The organism is Enterococcus sp. S183_ASV_20, assembly GCF_018919685.1.
In the GTDB taxonomy this organism is placed as follows: domain Bacteria; phylum Bacillota; class Bacilli; order Lactobacillales; family Enterococcaceae; genus Enterococcus; species Enterococcus faecalis.
The window spans coordinates 41,842-56,616 of the sequence record NZ_JAHLRI010000017.1 but is presented as its reverse complement, the minus strand read 5'-3'; the positions used below and the strand labels follow the sequence as shown (position 1 = coordinate 56,616).

The window sequence follows — 14,775 nt, the reverse complement described above, 5'->3', positions numbered from 1 at the left end:
ATTATGAATACAGCTCCTGGAATCGTTAATATCGGTATGGGAGATAAATATGCGAACCAAAGCGTTCATATCATAGGGTATGCCAAAACAAGCCGGACAGAGTTACTCCATTTTACAGTAGGTGGAAAAGATGCAGGCTGGATGGACAAACGAGCATTCACAGCTACACTAGATAAAGCCACGTATAGTAAAATGAGTCGAGGAGCCAAAATAGGCGATGCAGCAGTTTCATCGAAGCATGGATTATATACAAAACCAAATAATACAGCAGAAGATGGAGAAAAAATAGGTTTAGGCTCTCTATATGCGAATCAAAACGTGCAGATTATTCAATCCGCTAAACTATCAACAGGTGTTACGGCTTATCAATTTCAAATAAATGGTCGAACAATTGGTTGGTTGGATAGCCGCGCCTTTAAAATGTAGAATAAGTTTATAAAGGTAACGACCAAACAATCTATCGAGGTTCTTTGTCAAATAGTATTGCTAAATAAAAATAGTGAACATCGTGAAAGTCAGAGGAGAAAATCCTCTGGCTTCTTTATTTTTTATTAAGTGCTTCTTATTATGAAATTATTTTTTCTCAAACATATGGTCACGGTCTATTTAACGTATTTAAATAATAAATAGTATTTTCTGAAATACTTGTATCCGCGATAAATGGCATTGACATGCATGATATTTAAATCGATTTTTACTCACTTCTAAATACGGCTTGAGTTCTACTATTTGAATTCTACAGAATTTTGAGATGTTTTTTGTGAATCAAAAAGTATAGAGTTTTTATCGTTTGTCCGTAATTTTTTTATTAAAATAACGAACAAAAATATTTACAGTTCGATTAAGGTCTACGATAAATTATTGAAACTTACTGTTAGTTATGAGAAAATGTAAAAGATTGAATGCAGTTTTGGCTGTGTTGATGAATATATAAGTTAAACAAAATTGAAATAAAACTAGTTGTTGACTAGTTAGAGAAAGGATTTTGTATCAAATGATTACAGCTTTAATTATTGCCGGTGGGGTCGGTAAACGAATGGGGCAGGAAATTCCTAAACAATTTATTATGGTAGAGGAAAAACCGATAATTATCTACACATTGGAATCTTTTCAAAAGCATCCACTCATTGATCGAATCTTAGTTGTGTGTAAAAAAGGTTGGGAACAAACACTAGATGCCTATGCAAAAGAGTACCATATTGACAAATTACAATGGATTATTCCAGGAGGAAATTCTGGTCAAGAATCAATTAACAATGGGGTTAATTTCTTAAAAGAACATTCAAACCCAGAAGATACTATTGTTATCCATGACGGAATTCGCCCATTAGTTGATGAATTAGTTTTATCTGATGTAATTGTTAAGTGTCAAGAATACGGAAATGCAGTGACTTCGTTGCCATATAATGAACAAATTTTTGTAAAAGAAACTGAGGAAACAACTCGACAATATATTAATCGTGAAACATTACGTCGCGTGTCAACGCCACAAGCCTATAAATTTGAAAAATTAACTTGGGCTTACGAAAAAGCATTCCGTGAGAATATTGGTATTTCTGAATCGTCATATACGAATACTATGATGGTGGATTTAGGCGAAACATTGTATTTTGCTTTAGGCTCAGATAAAAACATTAAGTTAACCACACAAGATGACTTACAGTTATTTAAAGGCTTCTTGAAAATGAAAGAAGAGTAGTGGAGGGGATACCATGTTATTTACAGATGATAATTATTTATCAGACGTTGAACGAGTTTTAGAGAAGACACCAGATTGGACGAAAGTAACAAATAAATCTGTTTTTATAACTGGTGCTTCAGGCATGATTGGGACCTTTTTAATTGATGTACTTATGTACCAAAACAAAACGAGAAATGCGAATATTTCAATCTGGGCGATGGGACGAACATTGTCGCGTTTGGAAGAGCGATTTACTAGTTATTTAGAAGATCCGTTATTCCATATAGTTATCGGAGATGTGACAGAAGAAATTCAGGTAGCAGAAGCTTGTGACTATGTGTTGCATTGTGCTAGTAATACACATCCTAAATCATATGCCAGTGATCCAATTGGAACGATTATGACCAATATTGCTGGTACGCAGCATATTTTAGATTATGCGGTTAAAGCGAATAGTGAAAAAGTGTTATTTTTATCAACTGTTGAAATCTATGGAGAAAATCGTGGAGATCTTGATAAATTTACAGAAGACTATTGCGGTTATATTGACTGTAACACGCTACGGGCCGGTTATCCTGAAGGAAAACGAGCAAGTGAATCATTATGTCAAGCCTATATTCAAAAATATGGTATTGATGTTGTTATTCCAAGAATTAGTCGTACGTTTGGACCTACGATGTTACTTTCGGATAGTAAAGCTTCTTCTCAATTTATTATGAATGCAGTCCATAAAGAAAACATTGTGCTAAAAAGTGCAGGGACCCAACTATACTCTTATGCATACGTTGCAGATATTGTATCTGCTCTTCTGTTTTTATTAGTTAAAGGGCAAAAAGGGGAAGCTTACAATGTTTCAAACGAACATTGCGATATTACGTTACGTACTTTTGCGGAAACATTAGCCAATGTGGCTGGAACAAAAGTGATTCATGGTGAAGCCACCGCCCAAGAAAAACAAGGGTTTTCTAAAGCAACAAAAGCACTACTAGACAATCAAAAAATCTACGCATTAGGTTGGCGGCCACTGTACGACAGTATGGAAGAACCATTAAAACATACAATTAAAATTTTAGAAGGTAGCGGAAATTCATATGCCCAAAATTAGTATTATTGTTCCTGTATACAATGTAGAAAAATATTTAGAAAAATGTGTACGCTCTATTTTAGCTCAAACGTTTACTGACTTTGAATTAATCCTGGTGGACGATGGCTCCCCAGACAGTTCTGGAGCAATGTGTGATCAGTTTGCTGAACAAGATCAACGGGTAAAAGTTATCCATAAAGAAAATGGTGGGCTAAGCGATGCTCGCAATGCTGGAATTGAGATAGCGACAGGTGAGTATTTAGGTTTCGTAGATAGTGATGATTACATTGCGGATGATATGTATGAATTATTATATACAAATATCGTAAAAGAAGATGCCGATTTATCAATCTGTGGTATTTATGATGTCTATGAGGGGAAAGAGCCAATTGTAAAAAGTTTAATACAGGGAACTTTTTCCAGAGAAGAAGCATTATTGTTAATTTTACAAGGAAATATTATCTCCGTACATGCTGTAAATAAGTTATATAAACGAAAACTCTTTGCGGATCTAAGATATCCTAAAGGAAAGTATCATGAAGATTCATTTATTATAGTAGATTTGTTGTCTGAATGTCAGAAAGTTTCTATTGATTCAACACAAAAATATTACTATTATCATCGAATGGGCAGCATTAATACAGAAACATTTTCAGATAAACAATTTGAGTTTATAGAAGCTTGGGAGAAGAATGAACTTAAATTGAAAGGTAAGGGAGCAGTTATAGAAGAAGCTGCCCATCAAAGAGTTTGTTTTGCGAATTTTTTAGTATTAGATAAAATTTTGATTAGTAATGCTTCGAAGGAAAAAGAAACGAAACAAATTGTTCGCTATCTTCGGAAAAACTTTATTTTTATTATGAAAAATAAAGTTTTTACAAAAAGTCGTAAACTATCAATGATTTTACTTATGTTTGGTCTTCCTTTTTATAAAATACCAATTAAATTGAAAAGAAAATATATAGAAAAAACAATAGATTAACAAGTTGTAATCTAAAAGTTGTTTTAAATAATTGGAGGATATGATGATTATTAATTTATCACAGCAGATGCAAAAAATAGAAAAAAGGATAGCTATACCATATATTGTTTTTTTTGAGTTAGTTCTAATTTGTCGAATGGTTAGCATTTATTCGACTTTACCAACAAAAATAGATTCATTATTTACCTTGATAATTATGCTATTGTCAGGTGTTTACTTCATATGTCACTTCTTGCCAATTTTTATAGAAAAAAAACAAAGAAGAATAGAATACTGGCTAATTGCTTTTATAGGAATTTTATTTTTAACAACATTTATTAATCATACGTATGCTTTTTCAGAGAACATTAAGTTGATCATTTGGCAATGTATCTTTTTCTTTTCCGTTTACGAAGTAGGGCGTTCGAATGATAAATCTGTTTTTAAAGCTTTTGAGTATGTACTTTTAATTGTTTGGACTGCATTAGTCATCGTTGGGTTATACTTATTTTTTGCGCGAATCAGCTTTTCAAAACCAGTAGAGTCTTTGTATTACGGAATGAGAATCGGTTTTTTTGAAAATCGATTATATGGTGTTTTTGTGGAGCCTAACTATGCATGTACCATCTCATTAGTTTGTATTTTGGTTGGCGTGCGGAATTTTATTAATACCAATAGCAAATGGTTAAAAGTGGTTTGTGCAATGGTGATTTTTCTACAATTTAGTTATGTAGCATTGTCTGGATCAAGATCAGGAGTTATTCAGTTGATTTCAATGGTAATTTTCGGGATGTTCTTTACAATTTGGTTCTTTCAAAAAAATACATCCAAAGCAGTTATAAAAAAAGTTGTGCAAGCAGTATTAGTTTCTTTTTTCTGTGGTGCTATTGTTTTCGGGGGCTTACAGTTAATAGAAAAAGGGTATATTGCTGCTGCAAATTCAGTGAATATTGAAGTACCAAAAGTTTTAGATAATAAAGAAAATGAAATTCTAGGAAATAAGAAAATTACTACTAAGAGACCAGATGTTGAGGGGAAAGACGATATTTCAAATAGTCGATTTGCTCTTTGGCAAAGTGCGATAGATTTAATGAAATTAAATCCTATATTTGGCACTTCTCCAAAAGGTTTTGCAGATATAGCTAAAGATAAATTGCCTCAATCTCATATTGCTAAGACAGCTCAAACACCGCATAGTTTTTTCTTCTATTTATTAGCAGCTACAGGGATTTCAGGTACAATTGTATTTCTAATTTTCTTGCTATCTAAAATGTTTAACTCTGCTAAATTGCTGTTTAGCGTTCGAATTAAAAATTATATGGATTTTGTGTTAGATAACCAAATTGTGTTAGTCATTTTAATTTCTGGATTACTGATAACTGAAGTCATTTTAACAAGACGTTTTGCAACAGTTATCTTTTGGTTATACTTAGGTAAAATTCAGTATCGTACTGACATGGAAAATGATTTGATTAGAGGAAATGAGCAATGATGCTCATTTTTTCTACTCTACAATTGATTATTATATAAGTGGGAGAGTAATATCATGCAAAAACTTACGTTAAACGAAGTTCAGGCGAAGGCTGTTGAAATATTAGTGTATATCGATAATATTTGTCGATCTAACAACTTGCATTATACATTGTTTTATGGAACATTGATTGGTGTAGAACGTCATAAAGGTTTTATTCCTTGGGATGATGATATTGATATAGTTATGCCAAGGCCAGATTATGAATTGTTAATTAAAATCCTTAAAAACGATTCTAACTATCAATTACTTTCTTTTGAAACACGGAAACATTTTCGTTATCCTTTTGCAAAGTTAGTTGATCCTAATACTGTAGCTCATTCCAAACAATATTTTGGTGGAGAAGATAAGGACTTAGGAGTTTTTGTAGATATTTTTCCAATTGATGGTATCCCTGATACTCAAAAGGAGAGAAATGAACTAAGAAAGATAACGGAACAGTATCGGTTAAACTTAATGGATACTTTAGGTTTAAGCTATGCACGAAGTTTTCATCTTAGTAAGGCATTAATAAAATTAATAACTCGTTATCCTAATCATTTTAAAGTGAAAAAAGTAGGAAACAATCAATATTGGCGTGATTTATATCAAACAGAGGCAAAAAAAACCCCATTTGGAGCAACAAAACATTGTGGTTATCTAGAATGGATTCATATAGATTGGGGTGTATTTCCTAATGAATGGTTTTTGGAATATGAGGATGTAGAGTTTGAAGGACATAAATTTATGGCCATTAAAAACCGAAAACAATTTTTAACTTTACGTTATGGAGATTATATGGAAATGCCTCCAGTAGAAGAAAGAATCACTCATCATCCCTATGATTTTTACCAAAAATAAAGATTATTTATAGGTTTTTTAGAAAGAAGGCGTACTTAAATGAAGCAGCAATATACAGCAACTGTTGTTATGGCTACCTATAATGGAGAAAAAAATATCTTAGAACAGTTGGATTCCTTAAAAAATCAGTCGAAAAAAATTGATGAAGTATTAATTTGGGATGACTGCTCTACAGATTCTACAGTTAAAATAATTGAGAACTTTATTTCTGAAAATAAATTAGGTGAAACGTGGCATTTGAAAATCAACACGGAAAATTTAGGTTGGCGCAAAAATTTCTTTAATCTATTGAATGCTGCTACTAAAGAAATTGTTTTTACGTGTGATCAAGACGATATTTGGGATGCATCTAAAATTGAAGTGATGTGTGAAGCTTTTGCAAACACTGATGTTAAAGTTTTAGTAAGTGATTATACTGAATTAGTAGAACCTGGGGGATTAGCAGAGGAATTAAAAAAAATTGATTCAGTTAAATTGCCTAATCAAAAAGCAGAACAGATTATATTTAATGAGAACAATTTATTTTTACGTCGCCCGGGATGTGTATATGCAATTAGAAAGAGCTTCATTGCCAATGTTAATCTATACGCATCTGAAATGGAAAATCCTGTACATGATATGGCGATGTGGGGAAGTTCTTTATTAAGTGATGGGCTCTATATTGTTAGGGAAGAATTAATTAGATGGCGTAAACATGGACAAAGTTCCTTTAAAAAAGAAATTGATTTAGCTAAGAGACAAAATCACTTTGAGGAAAGATTGAATACTTTACGCCGGAGATTACAGCGTACAAAGGCTGCAAAGAATTATTTAAATAACCAACCACATGTTGAAGAATTTGAATATAAAGACAAAGTTCTTTCAAACTTGATTAAAGAGTTGAATATGCGAGTATCTTTATTAGAACGAAAAAAAATTATTCCGATTCTATGTGCCTTTTTTAAGTATCATCATAAATTTTATTTTAGCACAGACATCTACCATATCATGAAATATAAAATTAGAAAGTGAGCATAATGCTATGAATTCAAAAGCAAAAATGGTGGCTAAAAACCTTTATTATACTGTGGCTGCAAATTTTGCAACGTTGGGTATTTCGGTTCTCTTAAATTTATTTGTCCCTAAGTTGTTAGGCGTTACAGAATACAGTTATTGGCAACTTTATGTTTTTTATTCTTCATATGTTGGATTTCTCCACTTAGGCTGGATTGATGGTATCTATTTAAAAATTGGTGGAGAAGAATACGAAAATTTAGATAAAAGAAATCTCGGTTCTCAATTCTGGTATTTAGCGATTTTTGAATGTTGTATTTCTGCTTTTGTCATTCTTTGGGCTTACTTTTTCATGCCGAAAGAATATCAAGGGATTATTTTGATATTGACGGCCATTGTTTCAGTAATTACAATTGCAAAAACGTTTATTCTGTATGTTTTTCAGTCAACAAATCGTATTAAGGAATATGCTCAATTATCCAGAAATGATCGCTATTTATATGTCTTGTTCATTGCAATTTACTTTGCATTAGGAGGACGAGATTTTTATTGGCTAATCATTATGGACATACTTTCTAAACTGATTATTACGGTTTGGGGAATGTTTAGAGTTAAAGACATGTTGCGTGTGAACATGATGAGTTTGAAGGAAGTTACTCCTGAAATAGTTGATAATATTAACATAGGTAGTAAACTAATGCTCAGTAGTATAGCAAGTATGCTAATAATGGGAACCATTCGCTTTTTTGTTCAACAGCGTTGGACCATCGAAACCTTTGGTAAATTGTCCTTTACTTTAAGTTTATCAAATATGTTTTTAACTTTTATTAATGCTGTTGGAATTGTAATGTTTCCGTTGTTAAGACGGACAAATAAAGAGCGATTGCCGTCTTTATTTGTCACATTAAGAGGCGTTTTTGTTCCGTTGACGTATGCAATTCTGCTGTTATATGTACCCGTCAAATTTGTTTTAGGTATGTGGTTACCCGAATATAGCGAGAGTTTGAAATTTATGGGAATTCTATTTCCTATAGTTATTTATGAAGGTCGGATGTCTTTACTAATTAATACGTATTTAAAAACGTTGAGAAAAGAAAAAACAATTTTATTTGTTAACGTATTGACACTTGCCTTGTCGTTAATCCTATCGCTGTTTGTGATTTTCGTTGTTGGGAACTTGAATTTAACTGTTGGGTTGATATTAGTAAGTTTAGCATTTCGTTGTAATTTAGCGGAAATTTTTCTATGCAAAGATATGAATATTAAAATAGGAAATAGCACTGCATTGGAAACGTTGGTTACATTATTGTTTATCTTTAGTAATCTTTGGTTTGGCGGTAGTATTTATAGTTTCATTTCTTATGGAATTGTGTACATTATCTATTTCTTATTCATTCATAAGAGTTTTGTGAATAACGCAAAGAATTTAAAATATTTAGTAAAAGGTTGAGAAAGTTATTTTCTCTCCTTTTTTATTGAAAAAAACAAACGGTAGTCTTTGACACCTAAAAATGGTAAAATTAATGTATTATTTTAATTGGAGTGGGAAACTTGAGGAACTTTTTAATCACAGGCGGTGCCGGCTTTATCGGCTCAACCTTAGCAAATTATTATAGTAAAGACAATCAAGTTGTGGTCATTGATGATTTATCAATGGGTCAAACTGAAAATTTAAACACATCTGAAAATATCACGTTCATTGAAGGTAGCGTGATTGATCAACAATTAATGGAAAAAGTACTGCAAGAGTATCAGTTCGATTACATTTTTCACTTAGCCGCGATTGCTAGTGTAGCAGATTCAGTAGCACGTCCAGTGGAAACACACCAAGTGAATTTTGAGAGTGTGTTACAATTACTGGAATTAATTCGGAAATACCAGAAAGATTTAAAACGTTTGGTGTTTGCTTCTTCTGCAGCGGTTTACGGCGATGAGCCAACTTTACCAAAACAGGAAGAATCAGTAATTCGTCCATTAACGCCTTATGCAGTGGATAAATTTGCTTCTGAAAAATATGTGTTAAACTATTGTCATTTATATGATGTTCCAACAAGCGCTGTTCGCTTCTTTAACGTATACGGGCCAAACCAAAATCCTAATTCGCCTTATTCTGGCGTTATTTCGATTGTGATGGACTCTTACAAACGCTTATTAGCCAATCAAGAAGTGACATTCAATATCTTTGGCGATGGAAAACAATCTCGTGATTTTGTCTTTGTTGAGGACGTGGTTCAAGCATTGAATCTTGTCGCTCATTCTGACCAATCACTTGGGGAAGTGTATAATGTCGGAACAGGGAAAGCAACCGATTTAAATGAGTTAATTTCTTCTTTAAATGATATTATGAAAGTCGCTTTGCCAGTTGAATATAAAGAAGCGCGAGCTGGGGACATCAAAGATTCCTTAGCGGATATATCTAAATTACGTACTATTGGTTATGAACCGAAATATAGTATTCAGTCCGGTTTGGATAAATATGTTAAGTATGAACTAAAAGATTAAGAGAATAAAAAGACGAATTTGAGACTAAATTGTTTATAAGACTTAGAGAGTGGGACATCATCAGTCGCTTTGATTGATGTCTTGCTCTTTCTTTTCTTTTTCCCATATTTGAACCCACCTCACTCCAATGGTACAATAAACAAGATTGGAGTGAGAGCATGACAGATATTATTGCACATCGAGGAAGCAAAGGCACCCACCCTGAAAATACGTGTATTGCTTTCAGAGAGGCTGTTCGTGTTGGTGCTGAAGGAATTGAATTAGATGTTCACCTTTCTAAAGATGGTTATTTAATCGTTATGCACGATGAAACGGTGGATCGTACGACAGATGGTCATGGTGAAATCCAACAGTTAACATTAAACGAATTAAAACAACTAGATGCTGGAAGCTGGTTTCAGAAAAATCCTTCTGTTCAATGTGTTCCAACATTGGAAGATGTTTTAAATTGTCTTGTAGAAGAACAATTCAATGGTTTTTTGAATATTGAACTTAAAACGGATATTATCCATTATGAAGGAATTGAGAAAAAAGTCGTCCAACAAATGAAGCAAAAAAACTGGCCGTTTCGTTATTTATATTCCAGTTTTTATTTTCCGAGTTTAGTTAAATTAAAAAAAGCTGATCCTAAGACAGAAATTGCCTTTATTTATGAATCTGCAGAGGATTTAAGTCAAGCGGGACCGGCATTCGCGCTTGTCGATAGTTTACATCCAAAAATGTCTTGGGTGTTGGCTCATGAAAAAGAACTTATCGCAATTGGCAAACCGCTGCGGCCGTGGACTGTTAATCGGATGGAAGAAATGGAAAATTGTTTTCAGCTAAAATTGGCAGGCGTTCATACAGATTTTCCTGAGGAAGCAAAATTTGCTCGTCAAAATTGGCAAGAAGAAGGAGAAACATAATTGGAGAAAGTATTAGTTATTGTAGGACCCACTGCGGTGGGGAAAACAGCATTAAGTATTGCTTTAGCAAAAAAAATTAATGGTGAAATTATTAGCGGTGACTCCATGCAAGTTTATCGCTCGTTAGACATTGGCACCGCTAAAGTCACAGAAACAGAAAAAGAAGGAATTCCTCACTATTTAATTGATTGCCGTGAAGTCAGCGAAACATATTCTGCCGCTGATTTTCAGAAAGAGGGTCGTCAAAAAATCAAAGAAATTACTGAAAAAGGGAAACTACCAATTATCGTTGGAGGAACAGGTTTGTATATTCAATCACTCCTTTATGATTTTCAACTAGGAAGTCGTGAGATAGATGACTCGCCTGAAATTAGAGAAACGTATAATTTATTTGCGGAAGAAAAAGGGAATCAAGCCTTATGGCAGTTATTACAACAAAAGGATCCTCTAGCGGCTGACAGCATTCATTTTAATAATCGCAAAAAAGTCATTCGTGCGTTAGAGGTCTTTGATAAAACCGGTTATAGTATTTTGACCCCGAAGGAAAAACCAGCTCGTCTCTATGATTATTATTTGTTAGGTTTGGAAACAGATCGCGCTTTATTGTATGAGCGTATTAATCAGCGGGTGGATCAAATGATGACAGAAGGACTGTTGGAAGAAGCAAAACAGATGTTTCAGCAACCACATGCACAAGCAGCTCAAGGTATTGGCTATAAAGAATTTTTTCCGTATTTTTCCGGTGAACAATCATTAGAGATGGCGGTTGAAACAGTCAAACAGCAATCGCGGCGATATGCCAAACGTCAATTGACTTGGTTTAGAAATCGAATGGCTGCGCATTGGTGGGATTTGGTTCAACAGCCAACAGATTTGCCCAAGTTGGAAAAAGAAGTAGCGGAATGGCTACAACAGAAGGAGAGTGAGTAGGCGATGACCACTCATGAAAAAGTGATTCTAGTAGGAGTTGAAACGGAAAAAAATTATCAGACATTTTCTGCATCAATGGAAGAACTGGCAAATTTAACGGAAACCGCTAATGGAGAAGTGGTGTTTGTTTTAACGCAAAAACGACCACAAGTTGATCGACAAACCGTAATCGGTAAGGGGAAATTGGAAGAATTAATTCAATTAACAGATGCCTATGAAGCGGATCTTGTGATTTTTAATCATGAGCTCACACCGCGTCAAAATCAACTGTTATCTGAAGCATTAGCTGTGCGAGTAATTGATCGTGTACAATTAATTTTGGATATCTTTGCTTTGCGTGCGCGCTCCAAAGAAGGAAAGTTACAAGTTGAATTAGCGCAATTGGATTATTTATTGCCTCGCTTGGCTGGTCAAGGAAAACAGTTGTCACGACTTGGAGGAGGTATTGGGACACGCGGGCCTGGTGAAACGAAATTAGAGTCGGACCGCCGACACATTCGGAATAAAATCTTAGGCATCCGTCGTGAGTTAAAAGAAGTCACTGCTCATCGTGAACGAAGCCGCCAGAAAAGACAAAATTCAGAACTATTTCAAATTGGCTTGATTGGTTATACCAATGCTGGCAAATCAACCATTCTCAACATGTTGACAACAGCAGGAACTTATTCAGAGGATCAATTGTTTGCAACGTTAGATCCTTTAACCAAAAAATGGCAATTGCCTCAAGGCATGGAAGTTACTCTGACAGATACGGTTGGCTTCATTCAAGATTTACCAACACAACTGATTGAAGCCTTTCAGTCGACATTGGAAGAAAGCCGGACGATGGATTTACTGCTCCATGTGGTGGATGCAAGTGCGCCAGATCGGTTACAACATGAACGCACAGTTCAAACATTGATTAAAGAATTAGCGTTGGAAAATATTCCGTGCTTGACGGTTTATAATAAAAGAGATCAAGTGGACAGCAAAGAATTTGTCCCAACCTTATTTCCCAATGTATTGATCTCAACTAAAATTTCTGAAGATAAAGAACGACTGGTTCAAGCTATCCGTGCCCAAATGATGGAATTACTCGAGCCTTATCAATTAGAAATTAGCCCAACTGACGGACAACTATTAAGTGAACTTCGCCGGATGACACTAATGATTTCAGAAGAATATGCTGAAAATGAAAATCGGTATATCGTGAAAGGCTTTGCGAAAAAAGAGTCTAAATGGTTGGCTGAATCCGAAAAAGAATAAAAAATGGTAAGTTGATTAGAAATGATTTGTAAAAACAAATCATTTCTATTTTTTTGATTAGTAGGAGAAAATCAGCCGTGAAAAGATGGAAAAGTCCATATTTATCAGGTTTTTTGTTTTATGTTAGAAAATCTAACATAAGTTCTTGACAATTTGTCATTCTATTGTTATTCTAAGAAATAACTAAGAGAGGAGGATGGAGATGAGAGAAAAAGAGTTACGCCGTTCCATGTCAGTTTTTCCAATTGGTACAGTTATGAAACTAACGGATTTGACCGCTCGACAAATTCGCTACTATGAAGAACAGGGATTGATTCATCCAGAACGTAGTGAGGGCAACCGACGCATGTATTCTTTAAATGATATTGATGTTTTGTTAGAAATTAAAGATTATTTATCTGATGGATTGAACATGGCAGGGATTAAGCGTGTGTATGAAATGAAATTAGAGGAACAAAAAAACACCGCCGAGGCAACTCGTCCGTTAACCGATGCAGATGTTCGTCAGATTTTATACGACGAAATCCTTTCGCAAGGAGGACTTACTCAGCAAAATCCGTTCCAATCGAATGTACCAAGGCTTTAACGTTTCAGCAGCCAATAAAAATGAAGGATGGGGATCAGACCGATGACAAGAAAAGCCAAAACGGCAGAAGAGATTAAACATATTGCAGAAGAGGAAAACGTACGTTTTTTACGACTAATGTTTACCGACATTATGGGAACAATTAAAAATGTTGAAGTTCCTGTGAGTCAGCTAGATAAAGTATTAGATAATAAAATGATGTTTGATGGGTCATCCATTGAAGGATTCGTTCGTATCGAAGAAAGTGACATGTATTTATACCCTGATCTATCTACATGGATGATTTTTCCGTGGGAAAGCGACCATGGAAAAGTTGCGCGCTTAATTTGTGATATTTACAATCCTGATGGTACCCCTTTTGCCGGAGATCCCCGCGGTAATTTAAAACGCGCCTTAGCAGATATGAAAGAATTAGGCTTTACTTCTTTTAACTTAGGACCAGAACCAGAATTTTTCCTATTTAAATTAGATGAGAATGGTGAAATTACCACTGATTTGAATGATAAAGGTGGCTATTTTGATTTTGCACCAACCGATTTAGGTGAAAATTGTCGCCGTGATATTGTTTTAGAGTTAGAAAGTTTAGGCTTTGAAGTGGAAGCTTCGCATCATGAAGTAGCACCTGGTCAACATGAAATTGACTTTAAATATGCTGATGTAGTTGATGCTTGTGACAATATTCAAACATTCAAATTAGTTGTGAAAACTATTGCGCGCAAACATGGCTTGCATGCAACATTTATGCCAAAACCTTTGTTTGGAATTAATGGTTCTGGCATGCACTGCAATATGTCATTATTTAATGAAGAAGGTAATGTTTTTTATGACGAGTCAGGAGAGATGGGCTTAAGCCAAACTGCGTATCATTTCTTAGGTGGTTTATTAAAACATGCCCGTGCCTATACTGCGGTATGTAACCCAACAGTGAACTCTTATAAACGCTTGGTCCCAGGTTATGAAGCACCTGTTTATGTAGCTTGGAGCGGCAGAAATCGTTCACCACTCATTCGAGTTCCTGAATCTCGTGGTTTATCGACTCGTTTAGAGTTACGTTCTGTCGATCCTTCAGCGAATCCGTATTTAACAATGGCTGTCTTATTACAAGCAGGTTTGGATGGTATTCGTAATGAACTTACACCACCGCCAGCAGTTGATCGTAACATTTATGTGATGAATGAGGAAGAACGTCAACATGCACAAATTGAAGATTTGCCATCAACCTTACACAATGCCATCAAAGAATTACGTAAAGATCAAGTAATGATTGATGCATTAGGTCGTCACATTTTTGCCAATTTTGTAGAAGCAAAACGAATGGAATGGGCAGCCTTCCGTCAAACCGTTTCTGAATGGGAAAGAGAACAATATTTGGAGTTGTACTAAAAGCCGTTACTTTTAATAATCTTAATGTTTAGAAAGAGGGAGATAAGTCGAAACGCTTATCTCCCTCTTTCATTCTTTAGTTTGTGAACGAATAGATAATTTCTATTTCACAAAATAAAGTAATTTTAATTCAG

The 14,775-nt window shown here is 34.5% G+C and carries 14 protein-coding genes; all 14 read left to right on the top strand.

Translation table 11 applies throughout. The features are described 5' to 3' along the window. Window positions 1-426, top strand: a 426-nt coding sequence (locus KQI94_RS08135; RefSeq protein WP_216454354.1) for a GW domain-containing glycosaminoglycan-binding protein, incomplete at its 5' end; no start/stop codon positions are given. 568 nt (window positions 427-994) lie between these two features. Beyond that, window positions 995-1,699: an IspD/TarI family cytidylyltransferase gene (locus KQI94_RS08130; RefSeq protein WP_002378508.1), complete on the top strand. Its 705-nt coding sequence runs from the start codon at window positions 995-997 to the stop codon at window positions 1,697-1,699. 13 nt (window positions 1,700-1,712) lie between these two features. After that, window positions 1,713-2,786, top strand: a complete 1,074-nt coding sequence (locus tag KQI94_RS08125; RefSeq protein ID WP_002369104.1) for an NAD-dependent epimerase/dehydratase family protein — start codon at window positions 1,713-1,715, stop codon at window positions 2,784-2,786. Then, window positions 2,773-3,747, top strand: coding sequence for a glycosyltransferase (locus tag KQI94_RS08120; RefSeq protein ID WP_002369106.1), 975 nt, complete (start codon window positions 2,773-2,775; stop codon window positions 3,745-3,747). The genes KQI94_RS08125 and KQI94_RS08120 overlap by 14 nt, the downstream gene beginning before the upstream one ends. 40 nt (window positions 3,748-3,787) lie before the next feature. Then, on the top strand, window positions 3,788-5,218 hold the full coding sequence (locus KQI94_RS08115; protein ID WP_002369109.1) for an O-antigen ligase family protein: 1,431 nt from the start codon (window positions 3,788-3,790) through the stop codon (window positions 5,216-5,218). A 54-nt stretch (window positions 5,219-5,272) separates the two neighbouring features. Then, window positions 5,273-6,097 (top strand): LicD family protein, encoded by an 825-nt coding sequence (locus KQI94_RS08110; protein WP_002369111.1) that lies wholly within the window; start codon window positions 5,273-5,275, stop codon window positions 6,095-6,097. Window positions 6,098-6,136: 39 nt separating this feature from the next. Then, the gene (locus KQI94_RS08105; protein WP_002369113.1) at window positions 6,137-7,108 is read left to right on the top strand and encodes a glycosyltransferase family 2 protein; all 972 of its coding nucleotides are present in this window, start codon (window positions 6,137-6,139) and stop codon (window positions 7,106-7,108) included. Between the two features lie 10 nt (window positions 7,109-7,118). Continuing rightward, window positions 7,119-8,540: a hypothetical protein gene (locus KQI94_RS08100; protein ID WP_002369114.1), complete on the top strand. Its 1,422-nt coding sequence runs from the start codon at window positions 7,119-7,121 to the stop codon at window positions 8,538-8,540. A 92-nt stretch (window positions 8,541-8,632) separates the two neighbouring features. Beyond that, entirely contained in the window at window positions 8,633-9,592 is a 960-nt protein-coding gene (locus tag KQI94_RS08095; protein ID WP_002389762.1) for a GDP-mannose 4,6-dehydratase, read from the top strand. 158 nt (window positions 9,593-9,750) lie between these two features. Next, on the top strand, window positions 9,751-10,497 hold the full coding sequence (locus tag KQI94_RS08090; protein ID WP_002362094.1) for a glycerophosphodiester phosphodiesterase: 747 nt from the start codon (window positions 9,751-9,753) through the stop codon (window positions 10,495-10,497). Continuing rightward, window positions 10,498-11,427: a tRNA (adenosine(37)-N6)-dimethylallyltransferase MiaA gene (gene miaA / locus KQI94_RS08085; protein ID WP_002369119.1), complete on the top strand. Its 930-nt coding sequence runs from the start codon at window positions 10,498-10,500 to the stop codon at window positions 11,425-11,427. Window positions 11,428-11,430: 3 nt separating this feature from the next. Beyond that, window positions 11,431-12,672, top strand: coding sequence for a GTPase HflX (gene hflX / locus KQI94_RS08080; protein WP_002356926.1), 1,242 nt, complete (start codon window positions 11,431-11,433; stop codon window positions 12,670-12,672). A 202-nt stretch (window positions 12,673-12,874) separates the two neighbouring features. Further along, the gene (locus KQI94_RS08075) at window positions 12,875-13,258 is read left to right on the top strand and encodes a MerR family transcriptional regulator (protein ID WP_002388239.1); all 384 of its coding nucleotides are present in this window, start codon (window positions 12,875-12,877) and stop codon (window positions 13,256-13,258) included. A 42-nt stretch (window positions 13,259-13,300) separates the two neighbouring features. Further along, entirely contained in the window at window positions 13,301-14,641 is a 1,341-nt protein-coding gene (gene glnA / locus KQI94_RS08070; RefSeq protein WP_002356929.1) for a type I glutamate--ammonia ligase, read from the top strand. The last annotated feature ends 134 nt before the right edge of the window (window positions 14,642-14,775 follow it).

Bases quoted from the DNA above. Each gene is read 5' to 3' on its own strand.
- KQI94_RS08130 (WP_002378508.1), top strand. From the start codon at position 995: ATGATTACAGCTTTAATTATTGCCGGTGGGGTCGGTAAACGAATGGGG.
- KQI94_RS08125 (WP_002369104.1), top strand. From the start codon at position 1,713: ATGTTATTTACAGATGATAATTATTTATCAGACGTTGAACGAGTTTTA.
- KQI94_RS08120 (WP_002369106.1), top strand. From the start codon at position 2,773: ATGCCCAAAATTAGTATTATTGTTCCTGTATACAATGTAGAAAAATAT.
- KQI94_RS08115 (WP_002369109.1), top strand. From the start codon at position 3,788: ATGATGATTATTAATTTATCACAGCAGATGCAAAAAATAGAAAAAAGG.
- KQI94_RS08110 (WP_002369111.1), top strand. From the start codon at position 5,273: ATGCAAAAACTTACGTTAAACGAAGTTCAGGCGAAGGCTGTTGAAATA.
- KQI94_RS08105 (WP_002369113.1), top strand. From the start codon at position 6,137: ATGAAGCAGCAATATACAGCAACTGTTGTTATGGCTACCTATAATGGA.
- KQI94_RS08100 (WP_002369114.1), top strand. From the start codon at position 7,119: ATGAATTCAAAAGCAAAAATGGTGGCTAAAAACCTTTATTATACTGTG.
- KQI94_RS08090 (WP_002362094.1), top strand. From the start codon at position 9,751: ATGACAGATATTATTGCACATCGAGGAAGCAAAGGCACCCACCCTGAA.
- hflX (WP_002356926.1), top strand. From the start codon at position 11,431: ATGACCACTCATGAAAAAGTGATTCTAGTAGGAGTTGAAACGGAAAAA.
- KQI94_RS08075 (WP_002388239.1), top strand. From the start codon at position 12,875: ATGAGAGAAAAAGAGTTACGCCGTTCCATGTCAGTTTTTCCAATTGGT.
- glnA (WP_002356929.1), top strand. From the start codon at position 13,301: ATGACAAGAAAAGCCAAAACGGCAGAAGAGATTAAACATATTGCAGAA.